Source organism: Thermus sp. (assembly GCF_037444525.1).
Classification (GTDB): Bacteria; Deinococcota; Deinococci; order Deinococcales; family Thermaceae; genus Thermus.
Map to the genome: position 1 here is coordinate 33,030 of NZ_JBBIMD010000004.1, position 20,100 is coordinate 53,129.

Annotated in this window: 16 protein-coding genes; 3 read left to right on the plus strand and 13 right to left on the minus strand. The window is 68.4% G+C overall.

What is annotated here, in order from left to right; all coding sequences use genetic code 11:
- Positions 1–15: 15 nt before the first annotated feature.
- The 9 genes from WKI94_RS01115 to WKI94_RS01155 all read right to left on the minus strand — a co-directional run bounded on the left by WKI94_RS01115 (position 16) and on the right by WKI94_RS01155 (position 10,791).
- Positions 16–3,375: a DNA-directed RNA polymerase subunit beta gene (locus WKI94_RS01115; RefSeq protein ID WP_337843933.1), complete on the minus strand. Its 3,360-nt coding sequence runs from the start codon at positions 3,373–3,375 to the stop codon at positions 16–18.
- 129 nt (positions 3,376–3,504) lie between these two features.
- Entirely contained in the window at positions 3,505–4,161 is a 657-nt protein-coding gene (locus WKI94_RS01120; protein ID WP_337843934.1) for an RNA-binding protein, read from the minus strand.
- Complete coding sequence (gene fabZ, locus WKI94_RS01125) at positions 4,161–4,586, minus strand: 3-hydroxyacyl-ACP dehydratase FabZ (protein WP_337843935.1); 426 nt, start codon at positions 4,584–4,586, stop codon at positions 4,161–4,163. Before fabZ ends, WKI94_RS01120 begins: the two co-directional genes overlap by 1 nt.
- A gap of 4 nt (positions 4,587–4,590) precedes the next feature.
- Positions 4,591–5,622, minus strand: coding sequence for a rod shape-determining protein (locus WKI94_RS01130; protein ID WP_337843936.1), 1,032 nt, complete (start codon positions 5,620–5,622; stop codon positions 4,591–4,593).
- Positions 5,623–5,638: 16 nt separating this feature from the next.
- Complete coding sequence (rny, locus tag WKI94_RS01135) at positions 5,639–7,321, minus strand: ribonuclease Y (RefSeq protein ID WP_337843937.1); 1,683 nt, start codon at positions 7,319–7,321, stop codon at positions 5,639–5,641.
- Positions 7,322–8,344 (minus strand): recombinase RecA, encoded by a 1,023-nt coding sequence (recA, locus tag WKI94_RS01140; RefSeq protein ID WP_337843938.1) that lies wholly within the window; start codon positions 8,342–8,344, stop codon positions 7,322–7,324.
- A complete protein-coding gene (gene thpR, locus WKI94_RS01145) occupies positions 8,304–8,861 on the minus strand; it encodes an RNA 2',3'-cyclic phosphodiesterase (RefSeq protein WP_337843939.1) in 558 nt (185 codons plus the stop codon). Before thpR ends, recA begins: the two co-directional genes overlap by 41 nt.
- Positions 8,858–10,042, minus strand: a complete 1,185-nt coding sequence (locus WKI94_RS01150) for a CinA family nicotinamide mononucleotide deamidase-related protein (RefSeq protein WP_337843940.1) — start codon at positions 10,040–10,042, stop codon at positions 8,858–8,860. Before WKI94_RS01150 ends, thpR begins: the two co-directional genes overlap by 4 nt.
- On the minus strand, positions 10,021–10,791 hold the full coding sequence (locus tag WKI94_RS01155; RefSeq protein ID WP_337843941.1) for a glycine cleavage system protein T: 771 nt from the start codon (positions 10,789–10,791) through the stop codon (positions 10,021–10,023). The genes WKI94_RS01150 and WKI94_RS01155 overlap by 22 nt, the downstream gene beginning before the upstream one ends.
- Before the next feature lie 38 nt (positions 10,792–10,829).
- On the opposite strand from WKI94_RS01155, the gene WKI94_RS01160 reads away from it, so the two are divergent.
- A complete protein-coding gene (locus WKI94_RS01160) occupies positions 10,830–11,876 on the plus strand; it encodes an MFS transporter (RefSeq protein WP_337843942.1) in 1,047 nt (348 codons plus the stop codon).
- Positions 11,869–12,489, plus strand: coding sequence for an HAD family phosphatase (locus tag WKI94_RS01165; protein WP_337843943.1), 621 nt, complete (start codon positions 11,869–11,871; stop codon positions 12,487–12,489). The genes WKI94_RS01160 and WKI94_RS01165 overlap by 8 nt, the downstream gene beginning before the upstream one ends.
- A gap of 85 nt (positions 12,490–12,574) precedes the next feature.
- On the opposite strand, the gene phoU is transcribed toward WKI94_RS01165, so the two are convergent.
- The 4 genes from phoU to glmS are packed head-to-tail and all read right to left on the minus strand — an operon-like array spanning position 12,575 to position 16,657.
- Positions 12,575–13,237 carry a phosphate signaling complex protein PhoU gene (gene phoU, locus WKI94_RS01170; RefSeq protein WP_337843944.1) on the minus strand — a complete coding sequence of 221 codons (663 nt, stop codon included), beginning with the start codon at positions 13,235–13,237 and terminating at the stop codon, positions 12,575–12,577.
- 14 nt (positions 13,238–13,251) lie between these two features.
- Positions 13,252–14,139: an ATP-binding protein gene (locus WKI94_RS01175; protein ID WP_337843945.1), complete on the minus strand. Its 888-nt coding sequence runs from the start codon at positions 14,137–14,139 to the stop codon at positions 13,252–13,254.
- On the minus strand, positions 14,136–14,807 hold the full coding sequence (locus tag WKI94_RS01180) for a response regulator transcription factor (RefSeq protein ID WP_337843946.1): 672 nt from the start codon (positions 14,805–14,807) through the stop codon (positions 14,136–14,138). The genes WKI94_RS01175 and WKI94_RS01180 overlap by 4 nt, the downstream gene beginning before the upstream one ends.
- 35 nt (positions 14,808–14,842) lie before the next feature.
- The gene (gene glmS, locus WKI94_RS01185; protein WP_337843947.1) at positions 14,843–16,657 is read right to left on the minus strand and encodes a glutamine--fructose-6-phosphate transaminase (isomerizing); all 1,815 of its coding nucleotides are present in this window, start codon (positions 16,655–16,657) and stop codon (positions 14,843–14,845) included.
- Between the two features lie 439 nt (positions 16,658–17,096).
- Here glmS and WKI94_RS01190 point away from each other — a divergent pair, with 439 nt between their 5' ends.
- A complete protein-coding gene (locus tag WKI94_RS01190; RefSeq protein WP_337843948.1) occupies positions 17,097–19,913 on the plus strand; it encodes an S-layer homology domain-containing protein in 2,817 nt (938 codons plus the stop codon).
- Positions 19,914–20,100 lie beyond the last annotated feature (187 nt).

Consider the following 20,100-nt stretch of genomic DNA (forward strand, 5'->3'; position numbering starts at 1 on the left):
CCTAATCCTGCGCCGCTAGCGCTTGGAGGCCAAGCCTTCAAAGATGTCCACGGGGTTGTCCCGCTCGTCCAGGGTTTCCACGTCCAGGGCCAGGGCCTGGAGTTCCTTCACCAGCACGCGGAAGGACTCGGGCACCGAGGGCTCGGGCACGTCCTCCCCCTTGATGATGGCCTCGTAGGCGGCGTTGCGGCCCTCGATGTCGTCGGACTTGAGGGTGAGCATCTCCTGCAGGGTGTGGGCCGCCCCGTAGGCCTCGAGGGCCCAGACCTCCATCTCCCCGAAGCGCTGTCCGCCAAACTGGGCCTTACCCCCAAGGGGCTGCTGGGTGATGAGGGCGTAGGGGCCGGTGGAACGGGCGTGCATCTTGTCCTCCACCATGTGGTAGAGCTTCATGATGAACATCTGCCCCACCACGATGGGGCCCTCGATGGGCTCCCCCGTGCGGCCGTCGTAGAGGACCACCTTGCCCTGGGTGAAAAGCTCCTTCAGCTGCTCCTCCGGGGAGGCCCCCGCGGTCACCAGGCCGAGCTTTTCCGCCCGGGCCAGGACCTCCTTCTCCCGCTTGTCCACCCCGAAGCCCGCCTCCTTGCGGCGCTGGAAGTAGAGGTCAAAGGCCTCGGCCAGGAGGGCCTTGATCTCCGGCTCCGTGGCCCCGTCAAAGACCGGGGAGATGTAGCGCTGGCCCAGGAAGTAGCCCGCCAGGCCCAGGTGGGTCTCCAGGATCTGCCCCAGGTTCATCCGGCTGGGCACGCCTAAGGGGTTCAGGATGATGTCCACAGGGGTGCCGTCGGGCAGGTGGGGCATGTCCTCCACGGGGAGGATCTTGGCCACCACGCCCTTGTTCCCGTGGCGGTTGGCCAGCTTGTCCCCCACCTGGAGCTTGCGCTTTTGGGCCACGTAGACCCGCACCACCTCCCGCACCCCGGGCTTCAGCTCCACCCCGGGGTCGCCCCTGCGCAGGCGCACGGTGCGCACCACGATCCCACCCTCCCCGGGGGGCACCCGCAGGGAGGTGTCCTTCACGTCCCGGACCTTCTCCCCGAAGATGGAGTGGAGGAAGCGCTCCTCGGGGGAGGGTTCCTGCTCCCCCTTGAAGCTGGTGCGGCCCACCAGGATGTCCCCAGGCTTCACCTCCGCCCCGATGCGGACCACGCCCTCCTCGTCCAGGTCGCGTAGGGCGGCCTCGGAAAGGTGGGGGATGTCCCGGGTGATGTGCTCGGGGCCGAGCTTGGTGTCCTGGGCCTCGATCTCGTAGCGCTCAATGTGGATGGAGGTGTAGAAATCCCGCTTCAGGAGGTCCTCGCTGATGACGATGGCGTCCTCAAAGTTGTAGCCGTCAAAGGGCATGATGGCCACCAAGACGTTCTGCCCCAGGGCCAAAAAGCCCTCCTCGGAGGCGGGGCCGTCTGCCAGGAGGTCCCCCTTCTTCACCCGCTGCCCCACCACCACCCGGGGGCGCTGGTCCAGGGCGGTGCCCTGGTTGGAGCGCACAAAGCGGCGCAAGGGGTACTCCAGGAGGCGGCCGTCCTCGTAGCGGACGGCGATGCGGTTGCCGTCCACCGCCACCACCTCCCCGTCCTCTTCCGCGTAGAGGGCGGCCAGGCTGTCCCGCACCACCCGCTCCTCGAGGCCCGTCATCACCACCGGGGCCTGGGCCCGGATGAGGGGCACGGCCTGGGTCTGCATGTTGGACCCCATGAGGGCCCGGTTGGCGTCGTCGTGCTCCAGGAAGGGGATGAGGTTGGTGTTCACGGAGAAGACCTGTTTGGGGGAGACGTCCATGAACTCCACCTCGTCCGGGGAGACGATCACGGGCTCTCCCCGGCGCCGGGCCACCACCCGCTCGGTGGCGATACGGTTCCCCTCCAGGGGGGTGTTGGCCTGGGCGATGGTGTAGCGGTCCTCCTCCGTGGCGGTCATGTAGACCACCTCGTCCGTCGCCACCCCGTCCTTCACCCGGCGGTAGGGGGTGCGGATGAAGCCCAGCCCGTCCACCCGGGCGTAGGCCGCCAGGGAGGTGATGAGGCCGATGTTGGCCCCTTCCGGGGTCTCCACCGGGCAGATGCGGCCGTAGTGGGTGCGGTGGACGTCGCGCACGTCAAACCCCGCCCGCTCCCGGGTGAGGCCCCCAGGGCCCAGGGCGGAGATGCGGCGCTTGTGGCGGAGGGAGGAGAGGGGGTTGGTCTCGTCCTTGAACTGGGAAAGCTGGCTCCGGCTGAAGAACTCCCTAAGGGCCGCTTCGAGGGGGCGGCTGTTCACCAACTTGGCGGGGGTCAAGGTGTCGGCGGAACCCATGACCATCCGCTCCTTGACCCCCCGGGCAAGGCGGGAAAGCCCCACCCGGAACTGGTCGGCCATGAGCTCGCCCACGGTGCGGATACGCCGGTTGCCCAGGTGGTCGATATCGTCCACCTCGTGCCCCAGCACCCCCGCGGTGAGGACAAAGAGGTAGCGCAGGGTGGGGAGGAAGACCTCGTCCTTGAACTCCCCGTCCTCAAACCGGGCCAGGGTGCGGCCGGAAAGCCTAACCCCGAGCTTCTCCTCCGCCTTGTACCGGCCCGCCTCCCCTAGGTCGTAGCGCCTGGGGTCGGCCAGGAGGCCGAAGAGGTAGGCCACGGCCTTGTCCTTCTTGGGGGGGTCGCCGGGGCGGAGGAGGGTGAAGAGGCGCACCAGGGCCTCCTCCGGGCGCATGGCCAGGATGGACTCGTCCATGAGGCCCTGGACCAGGTCCCCGTAGGCCCCAAGCTCCCGGGAAAGGGTCTCGGCATCGTAGCCCAGGACCCTGAGGAGGAGGACCAGGGGGAACTTGCGCTTGTTGATCTTGACGGAGACCACCCCGCTGGTCTCCACCTCCAGGTCAATCCAGGGCCCCCGCTTGGGCAGGGGGATGATGCTGGCCACATAGCGCCCAGGGCGGGCGGGGTCGGGGGTGAAGTAGACCCCCGGGGAGCGGTGGATCTGGGAGACGATGACCCGGTCGGCCCCGTTGATGATGAAAGAGCCGTCCTCGGTCATCAGGGGGATGTGGCCCAGGAAGACCTCGTCCTCCTTGATGAGGCCCGTGTCCTTGTGGATGAGCTGGAGGCGGGCGTAGAGGGGGGCCTGGTAGGTGAGGTCCTTCTCCCGGCACTCGTCCTGGGGGAAGGGGGGCTCCCCGATGCGGTACTCCAGGAAGTCCAGGACCATCCCACCCCGGCCCTTGTCCCCCTCCTCAATGGGGAAGGTCTCCCTGAAGGCCGCCTGGATGCCCACGTTCTCCCGCTTTTCTGGGGGAACGTCCATCTGCAGGGCCTTCCGGTAGGATTCCACCTGGATCTCGGTGAGGGGGGGAAGGGGAATAACCTCTCGGATGCGACCGAACCGCTTAATCTCCATGCGTCACCTCAAGGGAAAGCGGGCCGCCCGAGGTAAGCTAACAGGGTTCTTCCGCAAGGGGGCCTTCCCCTTGCGGCGGCTGGCTCTTACCGTGCTCCCTTGGCCCGACCAAAGAGCACAAAGCTTAGCTTAAGGGGTGGCGGGCCCTTTCGTCAATGGGCGCACCACCTCTACCCTTATCTTATAGTTCCCCTTGCGGGTTTCGCCAAGCACCTCCAGGAGGCGGAGGGTGCCGAGGCCTTCGGCCTCGAGGGCATCCCCCGGGGCCATCTCCGCCTTGGGGGAGGCGGCCTTCCCCTTAAGGCGCACCTTGCCCGCCTTCACCCCTTGGGCGAAGTAGGTGCGGGAGACCCCAAACCCCTTGGCCCCCACCGCATCCACCCTTAGGGAGGGGACCACCAGGGTGCGCACCCGTTCCTGTGCCTCCCCAAGGGCGCCCTCAGGGAGGGGGAGGGCCTGGCCGGACAGGGCCTTCTTCCCCTCGGGGAGGAGGGCCACCAGAAAGCCTTCCTCCCAGGGCACCACGTCCCCCATGGCCTCCCCCAGCTCCGGGGGCTCCTCTTGGAGGAAGACCACCTCCACCGGGTCCGAGACCTGGGGGATTTCCTCCGGGTACAGCACGGCCACCTTGCGCTCCGCCAGGGGAAAGCCCCCGAAGAAGGCCACCTTGAGGCCTTCCGCCCGGGCCCTTTCCTCCAAAAGGGCCTGCTCCTCGGGGGAGAGGAAGCCCGTGCGCACCACCCGCCCCCCCCGGGCCCGCTTCAGGTACTGGGCGAGGTCCGCCATCAGACCTCCCCTAAGGCGAAGGTGAGGACCGCCTTCGCCCGTTCCTCCCCCTCCACCAGGGCCCGCACCGCCACCTTGCCGATGCCCCGGCGGAAAAGGAGGAGCTCCCCCTCCAGGATGAGGGTGTCCCCCGGGACCACGGGCTTCCTAAAGCGGGCCTCCTCCACCCCAGCGAGGAAGGCCAGGCCCCCCGGCTTCACCCCGGGCTGGCGGGCCACCACCGCCACCGCGGCCTGGGCCATGGCCTCGAGGATCAGCACCCCCGGCATGATGGGCCGCCCGGGGAAGTGCCCCTGGAAATGGGGCTCGTTGAAGGTGACGTTCTTGAGGACCCGGAAGGTCTTCTCGTCCGCGTGGAGGACCCGGTCAATGAGGAGGAAGGGGTAGCGGTGGGGCAGGAGGGCCAGGATCTCCCCGATCTCCATCCCTTCACCTCCTTAAGATGTCGTCGGAGGAGAGGACGGCGTTTTCCAGGACGTGGAGCATCTCCAGGGCCTTCCCCGTGCCCAAGGCCACGGCCTCAATGGGGTTTTCCGCCACCACCACCGGCACCCCCGTGGCCTCCTGCAGGGCAAGGTCCAGGTTCCTAAGGAAAGCCCCGCCCCCCGTGAGGAGGATGCCCCGCTCGTAGATGTCCGCGGCTAGCTCAGGGGGCGTGGTCTCGAGGACCGCCTTCACCCCCTCAAAGATCTTCTCCAGGGGCTCTTTCAGGGCCTCGGCCACGTCCTCCGCGGGGATCTCCGCGGTGCGGGGCAGGCCGGAGACCAGGTCGCGGCCCCTCACCTCCGCCACCTCCTTCTCCTCCCCGGGCAGGAGCGTGGCCCGGCCCAACTGGATCTTGAGCTCCTCCGCGGTGCGCTCGCCGATGAGGAGGTTGTACTTGGTGCGGATGTGGCGGATGATGGCCTGGTCCATCTCGTTCCCCGCGATCCTCAGGCTTTCCGAGCGCACGATGCCCCCAAGGGAGATCACGGCGATGTCCGTGGAGCCCCCGCCGATGTCCACCACCATGCTCCCCGTGGGCTCGGCCACGTTGATCCCCGCCCCGATGGCCGCGGCCAAGGGCTCCTCTATGAGGTAGACCTTCTGGGCCAGGGTGGAGACCGCCTGGACCACCGCCCGCCGCTCCACGTCCGTGACCCCCGAGGGCACCCCCACCATGACCCGGGGCTTGAAGAAGCGGCTCATGGGGGAAAGCACCTTCTGCAGGAAGAGGAGGAGCATCTTCTCCGTGAGGGCGTAGTCGGCGATGACCCCGTCTTTAAGGGGCCGCACGGCCACGATGTTCCCCGGGGTGCGGCCCAGCATGCGGTAAGCCTCGGCCCCCACGGCCTTCACCTCCTTCTTCCCTTGGACCACGGCGATCACGGAGGGCTCTTTTAGGACGATGCCCTTCCCCCGCACGTAGATGAGGACGCTGGCCGTCCCCAGGTCAATCCCGATGTCCTCGCCCCTAAGCATATCGCCCCATTCTAGCCTACCGGGCAAACTCCACCGCCCGGGTCTCCCGCACCACCGTGACCTGGACCTGGCCGGGGTAGTTCATCTCCCGCTCTATGCGGCTTGCGATTTCCCGGGCGAGGAGGGTGGCCTTGGCGTCGGTGATCTTGTCCGGCTTGACGATGACCCGGACCTCCCGCCCCGCCTGCACGGCGAAGGCCGTCTCCACCCCCGGGAAGGAGAGGGCGATGCGCTCCAGGGCCTCGAGGCGCTGGAGGTACTCCTCCAAGGACTCCCGCCTGGCCCCCGGGCGGGCGGCGGAAAGGGCGTCCGCCGCGGCCACCAACACGGCGTAGAGGGTCTCGGCGTTCTCGGGGTCGTGGTGGTGAGCGATGGCGTCCACCACCTCCAGAGGCTCCCCGAAGCGCCGGGCCAGGGCGATGCCGATCTCCACGTGGCTCCCCTCCACCTCCCGGTCCACGCTCTTGCCGATGTCGTGGAGAAGCCCAGCCCTCCTAGCAAGCCCCGCATCCAGACCCAGCTCCGCGGCCATGATGCCGGCGAGGTGGGCCACCTGGACGGAGTGCTTGAGGACGTTCTGGCCGTAGCTGGAGCGGAAGTGGAGGCGGCCCAAAAGCTGGATGAGGCCAGGCTTCAACCCCACCACCCCGGCCTCCAAAGCGGCCTCCTCCCCCCTCTCGTAGATGAAGGTCTTCATCTCGCCCTTGGCCTTTTCCACCACCTCCTCTATCCGGCTTGGGTGGATGCGGCCATCCTTCAAGAGCTCCTCCAGGGCCATGCGGGCAACCTCGCGGCGGATGGGGTTGAAGCTGGAAAGGAGCACCGCCTCCGGGGTGTCGTCTATGATGAGGTCCACCCCCGTGAGGGCCTCAAAGGTGCGGATGTTCCGCCCCTCCCGCCCGATGATCCGGCCCTTCATGGCGTCCGAAGGGAGGGGCACCACGGAAACGGCAAGCTGGGCCGCGGTCTCCGAGGCCTGGCGCTGCATGGCCTGGGCCAGGATCTTCTGGGCCTCCCGCTTGGCCTCGAGGCGGGCCCTTTCCACGGCGGCCCGCACCCTTTGGGCCTTCTCCTCCTCCAGCTCCTGGTCCAGCTTCTCCAAGACCAGCCGGCGGGCCTCCTCGGGGGTGAGGCCCGCCACCTCAAAGAGGCGCCTTTCCACCTCCTTCTCCCTTTCCAGGAGGGCGGTTTCCTTTTCCTTTAGGGCCGCTTCCCGCCTGGCCAAGGCCTCCTCCAGGGCGTCCAGGCGGAGGGCGCGGGCATCTAGGGCCTCGCCCCTTTTGGAAAGGCGGTCGGCCTCCCGGCGGAGATCCTCCCGCTCCTCCTTAAGCCGCTCACGTTCCGCCTTTAGCTCGGCCTGGAGGGCGAGGAGGCGCTCCCTTTCCGCCTTGAGCTCCTCCCGTTCCCCCTTAAGCCGGGCCTCGGCCTCCTCGAGGCGCTTCCTCGCTTCCTTAGCCTCCTCCTCCAGCCGGCGCCTCAGGTCCGCCTCCAGCTCCTCCCTGAGGCGCCGGGCCTTGGCCTCCGCCTCCTCCTTGAGCGTCCGGGCCTCGGCGCGGGCGGCCTCCAGGGCCAGGCGGGCCTCCTCCCGGGCGGCCTCGAGGAGGCGCCTCGCCTCCCCATCCTCCCCCTTGCGGCGGAGGAAAAGGGCCCCGGCCAGCACCAGGACCAAGAGCAAAAGCAGCAGGTCCAAAAGGCTCATCTACGCCCCCTCGTCCTCCGAGGCCACCAGGACCACCTCGCTCGCCCGCTCCAAGACCTTGGCCCGGATCTCCTCCAGAAGCTCAGGGCGCTCCCGGAGGTAGTCCGCGGCCTTCTCCTTGCCCTGGCCCAGGCGGGCCTCCCCGTAGGAGAACCAGGAGCCCGCCTTCTCGATGACCCCGGCGGCCACGGCCACGTTCACCAGGTCCATCACCGGGTCCAGGCCCCGGCCGAAGTAGATCTCCAGCTCCGCCTCGCGGAAGGGCGGGGCCAGCTTGTTCTTCACCACCTTCACCTTCACCCGGATGCCCACGGCCTCGTTGCCCACCTTGATGGGTTGGCCGCTTTTGCGCACGTCCAGGCGGACGCTGGAGTAAAACTTCAGCGCCCGTCCCCCGGGGGTGGTCTCGGGGTTGCCGTACATCACCCCCACCTTCTCCCGCACCTGGTTGATGAAGATGGCCGCGGTGTTGCTCTTGGAGAGCACCGCGGTGAGCTTCCTAAGGGCCTGGCTCATGAGCCTAGCCTGGAGGCCCACGTGCTGGTCCCCCATCTCCCCCTCGATCTCCGCCCGGGGCACCAAGGCGGCCACGGAGTCCACCACGATGACGTCCACCGCCCCCGAGCGGGCGAGGAGCTCCACGATCTCCAGGGCCTGCTCCCCGGTGTCGGGCTGGGAGACCAGGAGGTCTTCCAGGTTCACCCCGAGCTTGGCCGCGTAAAGGGGGTCCAGGGCGTGCTCCGCGTCCACGAAAGCCGCCACCCCCCCCTGCTTCTGGGCCTGGGCGATGATGGTGAGGGCCAGGGTGGTCTTGCCTCCGGACTCGGGGCCGTAGATCTCAACGATCCGCCCCCGGGGGATCCCCCCTATCCCCAAGGCCAGGTCCAGGCCCAAGGAGCCCGTGGGGATCACGTCCACCTGGAGCTTGGGGGCCTCTCCCAGGCGCATGATGGCCCCCTTGCCAAAGGTCTTCTCTATGGTCTTAAGGGCGTTCTCCAGAGCCTTCCGCTTCTCCTCGTTCATGGTCACCTCTTAGGGGAAATCTTTCCAGAATGGTATAGACGGGCCCCTTGGGCCTAAGCTCCGAGCGCACCAAAGCGAACTCCTCCACCGGCCAGGAGAGGCCGAAGACCACGGGGGGCACCCGGGGGGCAGGGCCCTTCTTGCGGGCCAGGGTGATGTGGGGCTTGAAGGGCTTGGGATCGGGGTCCCCAAGTTCGGCCCTCAAAGCCTCCGCCAGCCGGGTAAAGCCCTCCCCTTCGGCCTTGGCGAACCAGACCCGGGGGGAGCCCTCGTTGGGGAAGTAGCCCGTGCCCCGGAGGTACGCGGTGAAGGGCGGGGCGGTGCGCCCGAGGCGGTGCCCCAGGGCCTTAAGCTCGTCCAGCTCGCTCTCGGGCCTTTCCCCCAGGAAGAGGAGGGTCAGGTGGAGCTGGTGGGGGGGCGTGGTCTTCCAGCCCTTGAAGGGGGCCACCTTGGCCTGGGCCTCCTTCAGGGCCTCCCGGATCTCTTGGGGTAGAAAAACGGCGTAGAAAAGCCTCATGTCAGGAGAAGGGCCAAGGCGGCGTACACCGCGCGGAGCCTTACGGTCTCCCGGTCCCCCAGGAAGCGGTAGCGGCGGGCCTCCGTGCCCTTAGGGCCCGCCAGGGCCACGTAGACCGTGCCCACCGGCTTGTCCTCCAGGGGGTCCGGCCCCGCCACGCCCGTGGTGGAAAGGGCGTAGGTGACCCCGAAGATGCCCCGGGCCGCCTCCGCCATGGCCTTGGCGGTTTCCTCGGAGACCGTCCGCTTAAGGAGCTCCTCCGGCACACCGAAGCGGGCCTTGGCCCCTACCGAATAGGATACCACGCCCCCCAGGTACACCCGGCTTGCCCCCGGCACCCGGGTGATCTCCGCGCCCAGAAGCCCCCCGGTGAGGCTTTCCATGGTGGCCAGGGTGGCCCCCTCCAGCTCCAGCCGCCGCTTCACCGCCTCGGCCAAGGTGAGTTCCCCCTCGCCCCAGATCTCCTTCAGGAGCTTTTTCTTGATCTTCTCCGAAAGCTCCGCCACCCGGGCCTCCTCCCCCCTCACCACCACCTCCACCCCGTGGACCTTGGGGTAGGTGCCCACCTCCACTTCCGCCTCCCTAAGGAAAAGATCGCCCAGCCGCTCCACGATGTCCGATTCCCCGATGCCCCAGGTCTTGAGGACCCGCTCCGCATAAGGGCGGCGGGGGAGGCCGAGGGCGGGGAGGACCTCCGCCCACATGGGCCGCCACTCCGAAGGGGGCCCGGGGAGGAGGACCAGGTCCCTCCCCTCCTTCCGCACCCACCACCCCGGGGCGGTGCCCCTAGGGTTCTGCAGCCAGCGGGCCGAAGGGATCTTCAGGGCCTGCTTGCGGTTGGCCTCGGGCATGGGGCGGCCTCGAGCCTGGAAGAGGGCCCGGATCCCCCCAAGCACCTCCTCATCCAGCTCCAGGGGCTCCCCCAGGGCCAGGGCCACCGCCTCCCGGGTCACGTCGTCCGGGGTGGGGCCAAGGCCCCCGGAGAGGACCACGAGGCGGGCCCTCCCCCAGGCCTCCCGCACCGCCTCCGCCAGGGGGCCCACCTCGTCCACGATCCTGAGGGTCCTTTCCACCTTGAGGGCGTAGGGCTTGAGGGTGCGGGCGATCTCCGCGGTGTTGGTGTCCAGGGTCTCCCCGTAGATGAGCTCCGTGCCCACGCCTAGGATCTCCGCGCGCTCCATAGCTCCTCCCCGAAGGGCCAGGGGAGGAGCCGGACCCGCCCCCCCTCCCCCTCCACCTCCGCCCCGAAGGGCACCTCCTTCCGCACCACCCCAAGGCCCAACAGGCCCATGGGGGTGGGGAGAAAGAGCTTGGCTTCCCCCACCGCCCGCCCCTCCAGGAAAAGGGGCCCGGGGGAGGCGGAAGGGCCTAGGGCCTGAAGCCCCACCAGGTGGCGGTGCACCGCCTTCCCCTCCGTGCGGGCCATGATCTCCTGGCCCACGTAGCACCCCTTGCCCCGGTCCACCAGGCCCTCGAGGCCCACCGCCTGGGGGAGCTCCCCCCTAATGGCCTCCAGAAGGGGAAGGCCCTTTAGCAGGGCGAAAACCGGGTAAACCTCGGCAGGCCAGGCCCCTTCCCCACCCTCCCCCAAAACCTCCCGGCCATCGGGGTAGACCAAGCGGTAAAGGGGAAGCTCCACGAGCTCCACCTGGTCAAAGACGATGTAGCGCTTGAGCCGGGCCTTGAGGTCCTCGAGGCGCCCCCAAGGGGCGAGGAGAAAGCCTTCCGCGTGAGGGAAGAGGGTCGCCGCCTCCTCAATCTGGCCCTTGTGGTTCAGAAAAAGGGCTCCCATAGGCCCCGAAAGGCGCCGCACGTCCCGGGTGGCCTGCCCCTGGAGGAAGGAAAGGACATCGGGCCCGCGCACCCACAGGACCCCGGGAAAGGCGAACACCCCCTCTCCTTCCAGCGCCCGCTTCAGGGCCTCCTCCATGCCTCCCATTATTGACCAAAGGGTCAGCGGGGGGAAGAATGGGGGGCGTGCGCTTTTTCTTGGGCGCCTTCCTAGCCCTTTTCCTGGTGGGGGTCATCGTGGCCCTGCCGGGGGCGGCCCTCCCCCACTGGCGGGCGGCCTACGGGGTGGGGGAGGGGGTTTCGGCCTTCTTCCTGGCCCTCCTCTTAGGCCTCCTCTTGGGCGTGCGCCTGGCCCGCGGGGAAGGCCGGCACCCCCTCCTCCCTGGGGCGCTCCTCCTTGTGGCCCTGGCCTTCTTCGGCCTGGCCCTGGCCCCCAGTTTCCCCGTGGTGGTGGGCCTGGCCTTCCTCTTGGGCCTAGGGGAAGGGGTGATGAACGTCCACGGGAATAGCCTAGTGGGGGAGCTGGACCCGGGAAGGCGGGTGGAGCTCGTAAACCGGGCCAACGTGGGCTTCGGTCTGGGGGCGGTGGCCACCCCCCTCCTCCTCACCTACCTGCCCTATCCCTTGGCCCTAAGCCTAATGGGGCTTTTGGCCCTGGGGGCGGGCCTACTCCTCTGGGGCGCGCCCCGGGTGGCGGGCCGGAAGGCGGAGGGCGGGGGGCGGGTCCTCCCCTTCCTCCTCCTGGTGGGGCTCTACACGGGGCTGGAAGGGGTCCTGGCTGCCTGGAACCGGGTCTGGTTGGAGCACCTGGGCCGGTCCACCGCCTGGGGCGGGGTGCTCCTCGGGCTTTACTGGCTGGGCCTCTCCCTGGGGCGGCTCCTTTTGGCCCGGCGGGTGGCGGAGACCCCCCTCTTGGTCCTACGGCGCCTCCTCCTCCTGGTGGTCCTCCTTCTCAGCCTGAACCTCTTCCCTCCGGGGGCCTACCTCTTCCCCCTGGTGGGCTTCCTCCTCGGGCCCTTCTTCTCCACCCTTTTCGCCCTGGTGCAGGCCCGCTTTGGCCACCGGGCCCTCCCGAGCCTTTTCTACGCCGGGGCCGCGGGGAGCACCCTCCTCCCCGCCCTCTTCGCCCTCCTGCCCCCTGAGGGGCTTCCCTTGGGGTTTCTGGCCCTAGCCCTAGCCCTCTTGGGGCTTCTGCCCCTGGCGGAGAGGAAGGACCATGCTTAAGGCCCTCCTCTTTGACCTGGACGGTACCCTGGCGGACACCGACCCCCTCCACCTCCTGGCCTGGCGGGAGGCCCTAAAGCCCTTCGGCCTCGAGGTGGACCCCTCCTTCTACCGAGCGCGGATCTCCGGCCGCCTGAACCCGGAGATTGTCCGGGACCTCCTGGGGCTTACCGGAGAAAAGGCCGAGGCGCTCATCGCCCAAAAGGAAGCCCGCTTCCGCGCCCTCGCCCAGGGGCTAAGCCCCACCCCAGGGCTTCCTGAGCTCCTGGGGAAGGCGAGGGCCAAGGGCCTTCTCTGGGGGGTGGTGACCAACGCCCCCAAGGAGAACGCCAGCCACGTGCTGGAGGCCCTGGGGCTCAGCCCCCCCCTCCTCGTCCTGGCGGAGGAGGTGGGCCGGGGCAAACCCGACCCCCTGCCCTACCGGGTGGCTCTGGCGCGCCTGGGGGTGAGGCCGGAAGAGGCCCTGGCCTTTGAGGACTCCCCCTCCGGGGTAAGGAGCGCGGTGGGGGCCGGCATCCCCACCTACGCCCTCCTCACCGGCCACCCGGCGGAGGCCCTCCTCGAGGCCGGGGCCAAGGGGGTGCTTAGGGATTTCCGGGAGGTGGCCTTTTAAGTACCCACCTACGCTTTCACTTCGGTGGGGTACTTAGCGCGCCTTCCCTCCAAGCCCCGGGAGGATGCTTCAATGCCGGGGCACGTCAGTACACGTCCTCCGGAGCCTTGTACACCTCCCCCGTGAGCCAGTAGATCACCCGTTCGGCCACGTTTTCCAGGTGGTCCCCAAGCCGCTCGTAGCTCCGGGCCACCCGCAGGAGGGTGAGGGCCTTGGTGATGGTGCGGGGGTCCTCCATCATGTAGGTGATGAGCTCGCGGGTGACCTCCTCGTAAAGCCCGTCCACTGCGTCGTCCAGCTCCAGAACCTTCCGGGCCAGGGCCACATCCCGTTCGGCCACCGCCTTGGAGAGGACGTCCATCATCTCCTGGAGCCTGCGCCCCATCTCGGGCAGGGTGACATAGCGCTTCAGGGGGGGTTCCTTGGAAAGGAGGAGGGCGTCCTCCGCCACGTGCATGGCGTAGTCCCCCGCCCGCTCTAGGTCCGTGAGGCTCTTGATCACGGTGAAGATAAGCCTCAGGTCCCGGGCCACAGGCTGGTGGCGGGCGATGACCTTGATGGCCTCGTCCTCCACCTTGAGCTCCAAGGCGTCCACCTCCTTGTCCTGGACGATGACCGCCTCCGCCTTGGCGGCGTTCCCCTCCACCAGGGCCTCCGTGGCCTTTTCCGTCATCTCCCGCACCAGGGAGAGCATCCTGAGGGTCTCCGAAACCAGCCCCTCCAGCGCCCGATCCAAACTCTCGCGCATCTCGCCTCCTCCTTTCAGTCTAGGGGAAAGGCCACCCCGAACACGTTCTCCCCACCCTCCCTCCGGGCGTAAGCCTCCCCCCCTTGGGCCCGGGCCAGGCGGCGCACCAGGTAAAGCCCCAGCCCCGACCCCATCCCCCCCTGGAAGCCCCGGTGCCGGGGGCGGAAGAGGGCCTCGTAGTCGGAAAGGGGAGGCCCCACGTCCCGCACCTCCAAAAGAACCTTCCCCCCTTCCAGCTGGCTTTGGAGGCGGATGGGGTCCTGGCCGTACTTGAGGGCGTTGTCCAAGAGGTTTAGGAGGATCTGGAAGGTGCGCTCGGGGTCGGCCCGCACCGCGTGGGCCAGGTCCACCTCCACCCGCCGCCCCTCCAGGGGCAGGAGCCGGGCGAGCCTGGGCCAAAGCTCCGCCGGGAGGAAGGTGCGCTTGGGCCCAGGGTCGGTGAGGGAGAGGTCTTGGACCAGGCGGGCCAGGCGGGCCACCTCCCCCTTGAGGAGGGCCAGGACCTCCTCCTCCTGTTGGGTCCTAGGGGTGAGGGCCTCGAGGAGGGGCCCGATGCCCGCTAGGGGCGTGCGGAGCTCGTGGGCCAGGAGGGCCGTGGCCTCCTCCAGCTCCTGAAGCCTCCTTTGGACCTCGGTCTCGTCCAGAAGGTAGAGCCGCCCGGGGAGGGCCTTGGCCCAAAGGTGGCGGCCCCGGACCTCCAAAAACCGCTCCCCCCCGTGGAGGGCCAGGGCCTCCAAGCGGTGGTCCCGCAGGGCCAGGATGAGAGGCCCCCCCAGGACCTTTTCCCGGTCCACCCCAAGGAGCTCCGCCCCCTTGGGGTTCAGGTAGACCACCCGTCTTTCCCGGTGGAGGAGAAGCCCCTCCCGCGCCTCCTCCCAGGCCTCGGCCAAGGCCTCCTTCACCCCTCCTCCCGGAAGCGGTACCCCACCCCCCGCACGGTCTCCAAAAACCTCGGGGCCTTGGGGTCTTCCCCAAGCTTCTCCCGAAGCTGCAGGATGTGCTGGTCTACAGTCCTCGGGGTACCCAGGAAATCCGGACCCCACACGGCCTCCAGAAGGGCCTCCCGGGTATAGACCCGGCCCGGGCGCTGGGCCAGGAAGGCCAGGAGGTCAAACTCCCGCCGGCTCAGGTCCAAGGGCCTCCCCTCCAGACGGGCCTCCCTCCGCTCCAGGTCCAGGACCAGAGGCCCCCGCTTTAGGACCTTGGGGCGGCCTGCCCGGCGCAGGAGGGCCTCGAGGCGGGCCAAGAGCTCCTCCGTGGCGAAGGGCTTCGTCAGGTAGTCGTCCGCGCCGCGCCTTAGGCCCTCCACCCGGTCCCGCACCTCCGCCCGGGCGGTGAGGAGGAGGACGGGCAGGGCGGCGTGGGGGCCTTCCCGTATCCTCTCCAAAAGCCGCACCCCGGGCTCGTCGGGGAGCATCCAGTCCAGGACCACCGCCTCCGCCTCCCCCAAAAGGACCCAGGCGCTGGCGGCGTCCTCCGCCTCCAAGACCCGGTGCCCCGCCCGTTCCAAAGCCAAGCGCACCCCAAGCCGGACCGCGGGCTCGTCCTCCACCAGGAGCACGGTGGCCACGCCCCCAGTTTAGGGCGGGGCCGGTCAGGGGAGTGTCATTCCACGGTGACGCTTTTCGCCAGGTTGCGGGGCTGGTCCACGTCCCGGCCCAGGAGGACGGCCACCTCGTAGGCGAGGAGCTGGAGGGGCACCACGCTCACGATGGGGGCCAGGAGGGGGTGGACCTCCGGCACGTAGATCACGTCCTGGGCAAGCCTTTTGATCTCCTCATCCCCCTCGGTGGCGATGGCGATCACCTTCCCCCCCCGGGCCCGCACCTCTTGAATGTTGGAAAGGGTCTTCTCGTAAAGGGGCCCCCGGGTGGCCAGGACCACCACCGGCAGGTGCTCATCTATGAGGGCGATGGGCCCGTGCTTCATCTCCCCCGCGGGATAGGCCTCGGCGTGGATGTAGCTGATCTCCTTGAGCTTCAGGGCCCCCTCGTAGGCCGTGGGGGCCTGGACGTGCCGCCCCAGGAAGAGGAAGTCCTGGGCCTGGTGGTACTTCTCCGCGATATGGGCCAGCAGGGGCCGCTTCTCCAGGGCCTCCTCCACCAGGCGGGGGAGCTTTTTCATCTCCCGGATGAGGGCTTGGGCCTCCTCCCGGGAAAGGACCTTTCGGGCCCGGGCAAACCAGAGGGCGAGGAGGGCCATGGCGGCCAGCATGGCGGTGTAGGCCTTGGTGGAGGCCACCCCGATCTCCGGCCCCGCGTGGATGTAGAGCACCTCCTCCACCTCCCGGGTGATGGAGGAACCCTTGGCGTTCACCACCCCCAGGGCGCGGGCCCCCTTGCGCCGGGCCTCCCGCAGGGCCTCGAGGGTGTCTATGGTCTCCCCCGACTGGCTGATGGCCACCGCCAGGGTGCGCCCGTCCACCACGGGGTCACGGTAGCGGTACTCGCTGGCCACCTCCCAGTCCGCGGGAAGCCGGGCCAGGCCCTCCAGGAGGTACTTCCCGTACCAGCCCGCGTAGGCCGCGGTGCCGCAGGCGATGAGGTGCACCCGGTCCACGGAAAGGGGGTCCAGCCCTAGGCCCAGCTCCGCCTCCCCCCTTTCCTCCGAAAGCCGCCCCCCCAGGGTGTTCTCCAGGACCCAGGGTTGCTCGTAGATCTCCTTCAGCATGTAGTGGGGGAAGCCCCCCTTCTCCGCGGCCTCGAGGCTCCAGTCCACCTCCTCCACGGGCCTAGGAAGGGGGCGGCCCTCAAGGTCCGTGACCTCCACCCCATCCCGGCGGATGCGCACCAGATCCCCGTCCTCCAGGAAGATCACCCGGCGGGTGTAGGGGAGGAGGGCGGGCACGTCCGAGGCCAGGAAGTTCTCCCCTTCCCCCAGGCCCACCACCAGGGGGCTCACCGTGCGGGCGGCCACCAGCTCCTCGTGGTCCTGGTGGACCGCCACCACCGCGTAGGCCCCCCGCACCTCCTTCAGGGCCTCCCTGAGGGCTTGGAAGAGATCCCCCCGGTACTTCTCCTCTATGAGGTGGGCCAGGACCTCGCTGTCCGTCTCCGAAAGGAAGCGGTGCCCCCGGGCCAGGAGGGCCTCCTTGAGCTCCAGGTAGTTTTCAATGATGCCGTTATGGACCACCGCGATCCGCCCGTCCTCCGTGGTGTGGGGGTGGGCATTGGGGTCCGTGGGGGCCCCGTGGGTGGCCCAGCGGGTGTGGCCGAGGCCCAAGGGCCCCTCCAACCCCTCCCCCTTCAAAGCCTCCTCCAAGGCGGAAAGCTTCCCCGAGCGCTTCACCACCCTAAGCCCCGAAGGGGTTCGCACCGCCACCCCCGCGGAGTCGTACCCCCGGTACTCCAGCCGCTTAAGGCCATCCAAAAGGACATCCGTGGCGTTCCTAAACCCGACATAGCCCACGATCCCGCACATAACACCCCTTTCCCGGGAAGGCCAGCGCCTTCCCCCAAAGGCCCTCCCCCTTAAGGTTGTCCCCCCCTCGCGGGGGCGGCTTTCCCTTGGGGGTCTTCAGGCGGGCGGGGCGGGTCCACCCCGGGCGGCATCCGCGGATTCCCTCGATCTTTTCCAAGGACCTTTTGGGCCCCTGGTTATCCCCATCTCTGGGGTCCGCCACCTCGTGAGGCCAAGGGCCCCCTGCGCTTCCCGCCTAGAGGGGCAAGCGCCCCAGGGGGAGTATAGGGGAGCCCCTTTAGGCTTGACAAGATTTGTGTGAGCCCTTTATGATACCTCCGGATGCAAGGTCAAAGCTCTGCCACGCTGGCTTGGCCTTGCGCCCGGGGTTTTAACGGAGAGGAAACGCGGCAACTCGCCCGTTAAGGCCCTGGAACCTCCAAAGGAGGTGTGGAGAGATATGAAGAAAAGGCTAGTCATGCTTTTGGCCGGGCTTCTGACCGTCCTCTCCATGGGGTTCGGTCTGGCCCAGTTCTCCGACGTGCCCGCCGGCCACTGGGCCAAGGAGGCGGTGGAGGCCCTGGCGGCCAAGGGGATCATCGCGGGCCTCCAGGACGGCACCTTCCGGGGCAACGAGACTCTCACCCGCTACCAGGCCGCCCTCATCATCTACCGCCTCCTGCAGCAGATTCAGGCGGAGATGAAGCAGGGGGGCGAGTCCCCCACCATGGAGGCCCTGTCCTCCGAGGACCTCGAGGCCCTGAAGAACGCCGTCCAGGAGCTGGCCGCTGAGCTTGCCGCCCTGGGCGTGCGGGTCTCCGCCCTGGAGGACAGCGCCGCCACCAAGGAGGACATCGCCCGCCTCGAGGCCCTCATTGAGGAGCTCAAGGCCCAGCCTGCCCCCGAGCCCGGCATGGACCAGGCCGCCCTCCAAGACCTGGCCGACCGGGTGGAGGCCGCCTCCATCGCCGCGGACACCGCCCTGGCCCAGGCCCAGCAGCTCGCGGAGCAGCTGGACGCCCTGGCCCAGGACCTCGAGGGCGTGAAGGGCGACGTGGCCGGCCTCGGCACCCAGGTGGAGGCCAACGCCCAGGCCATCCAGGCCCTGAACGAGCTGGCCGTCCTCCTCAACCAGGATGTCCTCGCCCTCCAGGACCGGGTGACCGCCTTGGAAAAAGCCCTCTCCGAGCAGCAGGCCCCCGAGCTCCCCGACCTGGAACAGTTCGCCACCAAGGAAGACGTGGCCGCGGTGCAGGAGTTCGCCGCCGCCCTGCGCTCCGACCTGGTGGGCCTCTCCGAGAAGGTGTCCGCCCTGGAGGGCAAGGTGGCCGAGCTCTCCAAGGTGCAGTACTCCATCTCGGGTAGCCTCTCCGCCACCTACGGCACGGTGGTCACCCAGGGCGGAACAGCCTTTGACATCGACCGTCTCTTCCCCGGCAACGCCTTCTCTACCGGGGTCTACGGGGCCACCGACTCCAACGTCCAGAACCCCGACTCCAACCAGGGGAACATCTCCTACGGCGGCGCCTCCCTCTCCTTCGGGGTCAAGAACACCGCCCCCGCCGCCCAGGGGGTGGCCGTCAGCGAGGCCAGCGCCACGGTTACTGCAGATGCCTTTACCACCAGCCCGGCCACGCCTAACATCCGCTTCAATAACGCTAGCGTAAAGGGCACCGTGGACGGCCAGGCCTTCAGCGTCACCTACCACCGGAACACCAGCCTCTTTAAGTTCAACGACTACCTCTTCGCCAACGACAACGACAAGGGCGATCCCCAAATCGGCCGCGCCAACCCCCGCCAGGGCCTAGTGGCCACCTTCTCCGGCACCAAGTTCCCCCTGGCTCCTGAGGTAACCCTGGTGACTGGGGTTGCTGCCGTTACAACCAGCGACCCTAGCCCCGCCCTTGACGGCCAGTACTTCGGCATCCGCACCGCCTTCAAGCCCATTCAGGGGCTGGACCTGGCCCTGAACTACGCCACCAACCTCGGGAGGCGCTCGGCCATCGGGGCAGACGGTGGTCTGAGCATCGGCCCTGTTAGCCTGAAGGGGCTTTGGGTTTCCTCCCAGGTGCCCGGCAGCCCCTTCCAGGACTTCTTTGATAACACCCTCGCCGACTGGGCCTACTACGGCGAGGCTGAGGCCAGCCTGGGTCCCGTCAAGCTCAGCGCCAACTACCACGCCGTGGACCCGCAGTACGCCGACGGCCAGGCGGGCATGTCGGAGAACGAGGATACGAACTACTACAGCGGGTTCAAGTCCACCGCCCCCTACGGCGCGGACACCCGGGGCCTTGGCGTGGAGGCCAGCGCCGCCTTCGGCCCCGTGAGCGTGAAGGCCTACGCGGAGAGTGAGGGAGACTACGCACTGAGCGCGGGCAGCGTTTACGATGCCCTGGGCGCCGCGGTTACCCTGGGCTCCTTCCGCGGCTTCAGCCTCACGGGCTTCTACAACGCCGCCTACACCGGTGGGAATAGCTACTTTGACCTCACCACTCAGGTGGACGCCATCAACCCTGGAGGCAACTATATCTACACCAATGAGAACCAAAAGTACTCCTCCAGCTGGGGCGCGAGCCTGAACCACGACGGTACTGCCGAAGACGCCTTCATCCCCACCCTCAACCTCACCGCTCAGTACGCCAACTTCTACGTTTCCGGCTACAGCGACATCCAGGCCTACGCCAGCCTGGCTAAGCCCTTGAAGCTGGCCTTCATCAACCTCAACCCAGGCTTCCGCTACCACACCTTCCTCCAGGGAAGCGGCTCCTCTCCTACGGGGGACTACACCACCCTCAAGGGCGGGGCGCAGGTCTCCACCGATCCCATTGCCTTCGGCCTGAGTCTGGATGGGGCCGTCTCCTACCGGCGGACCCAGTATCAGGGTAACGGCTCTGGGGTGACCTCCCCCACCACCGCCTACGAGTTCTACTGGCGGGCTGGCGTCAAGCTCCAGGACTTCCTGGCGCCCAAGCTCAACTTCAGCGTGGCCTACGCCAACTACGAAGGCGACCTCCTGGTGGGTACGGGCCTGCCCACCGTGGGGAGCGGGAACCAGGCTTTCAACTTCGCCCGCGACCGGGTCTACCGGAGCCCCGACCCCATCGCTGCGCCCTGGCTGGCCACGCCCAGCACCCAGTCCGGCCGGGTGGCGGGCTTCTACCTGGAGGCCAAGTACTACGACCTCACCGTGGCCTACGGGGAGTTCGCCATCGGTACCCTTAGCAACTTCACGGACTATGGCCGCGGCTTCAGCATCTCCTACAGTGTGAAGTTCTAAGAGGTTACCCCAACCCCCCGCCCCCCCGTGGGCGGGGGGTTTTCTTTTGGGCTACACTGGAGGGGATGTTCCGCTACCAGGGCCCCGAGCCCAAGGGGGACCAGCCCAAGGCCATAAGGGAGCTTCTGGAGGCCCTAAGGGATGGGGAGCGTTTCGTCACCCTCCTTGGGGCCACGGGCACGGGGAA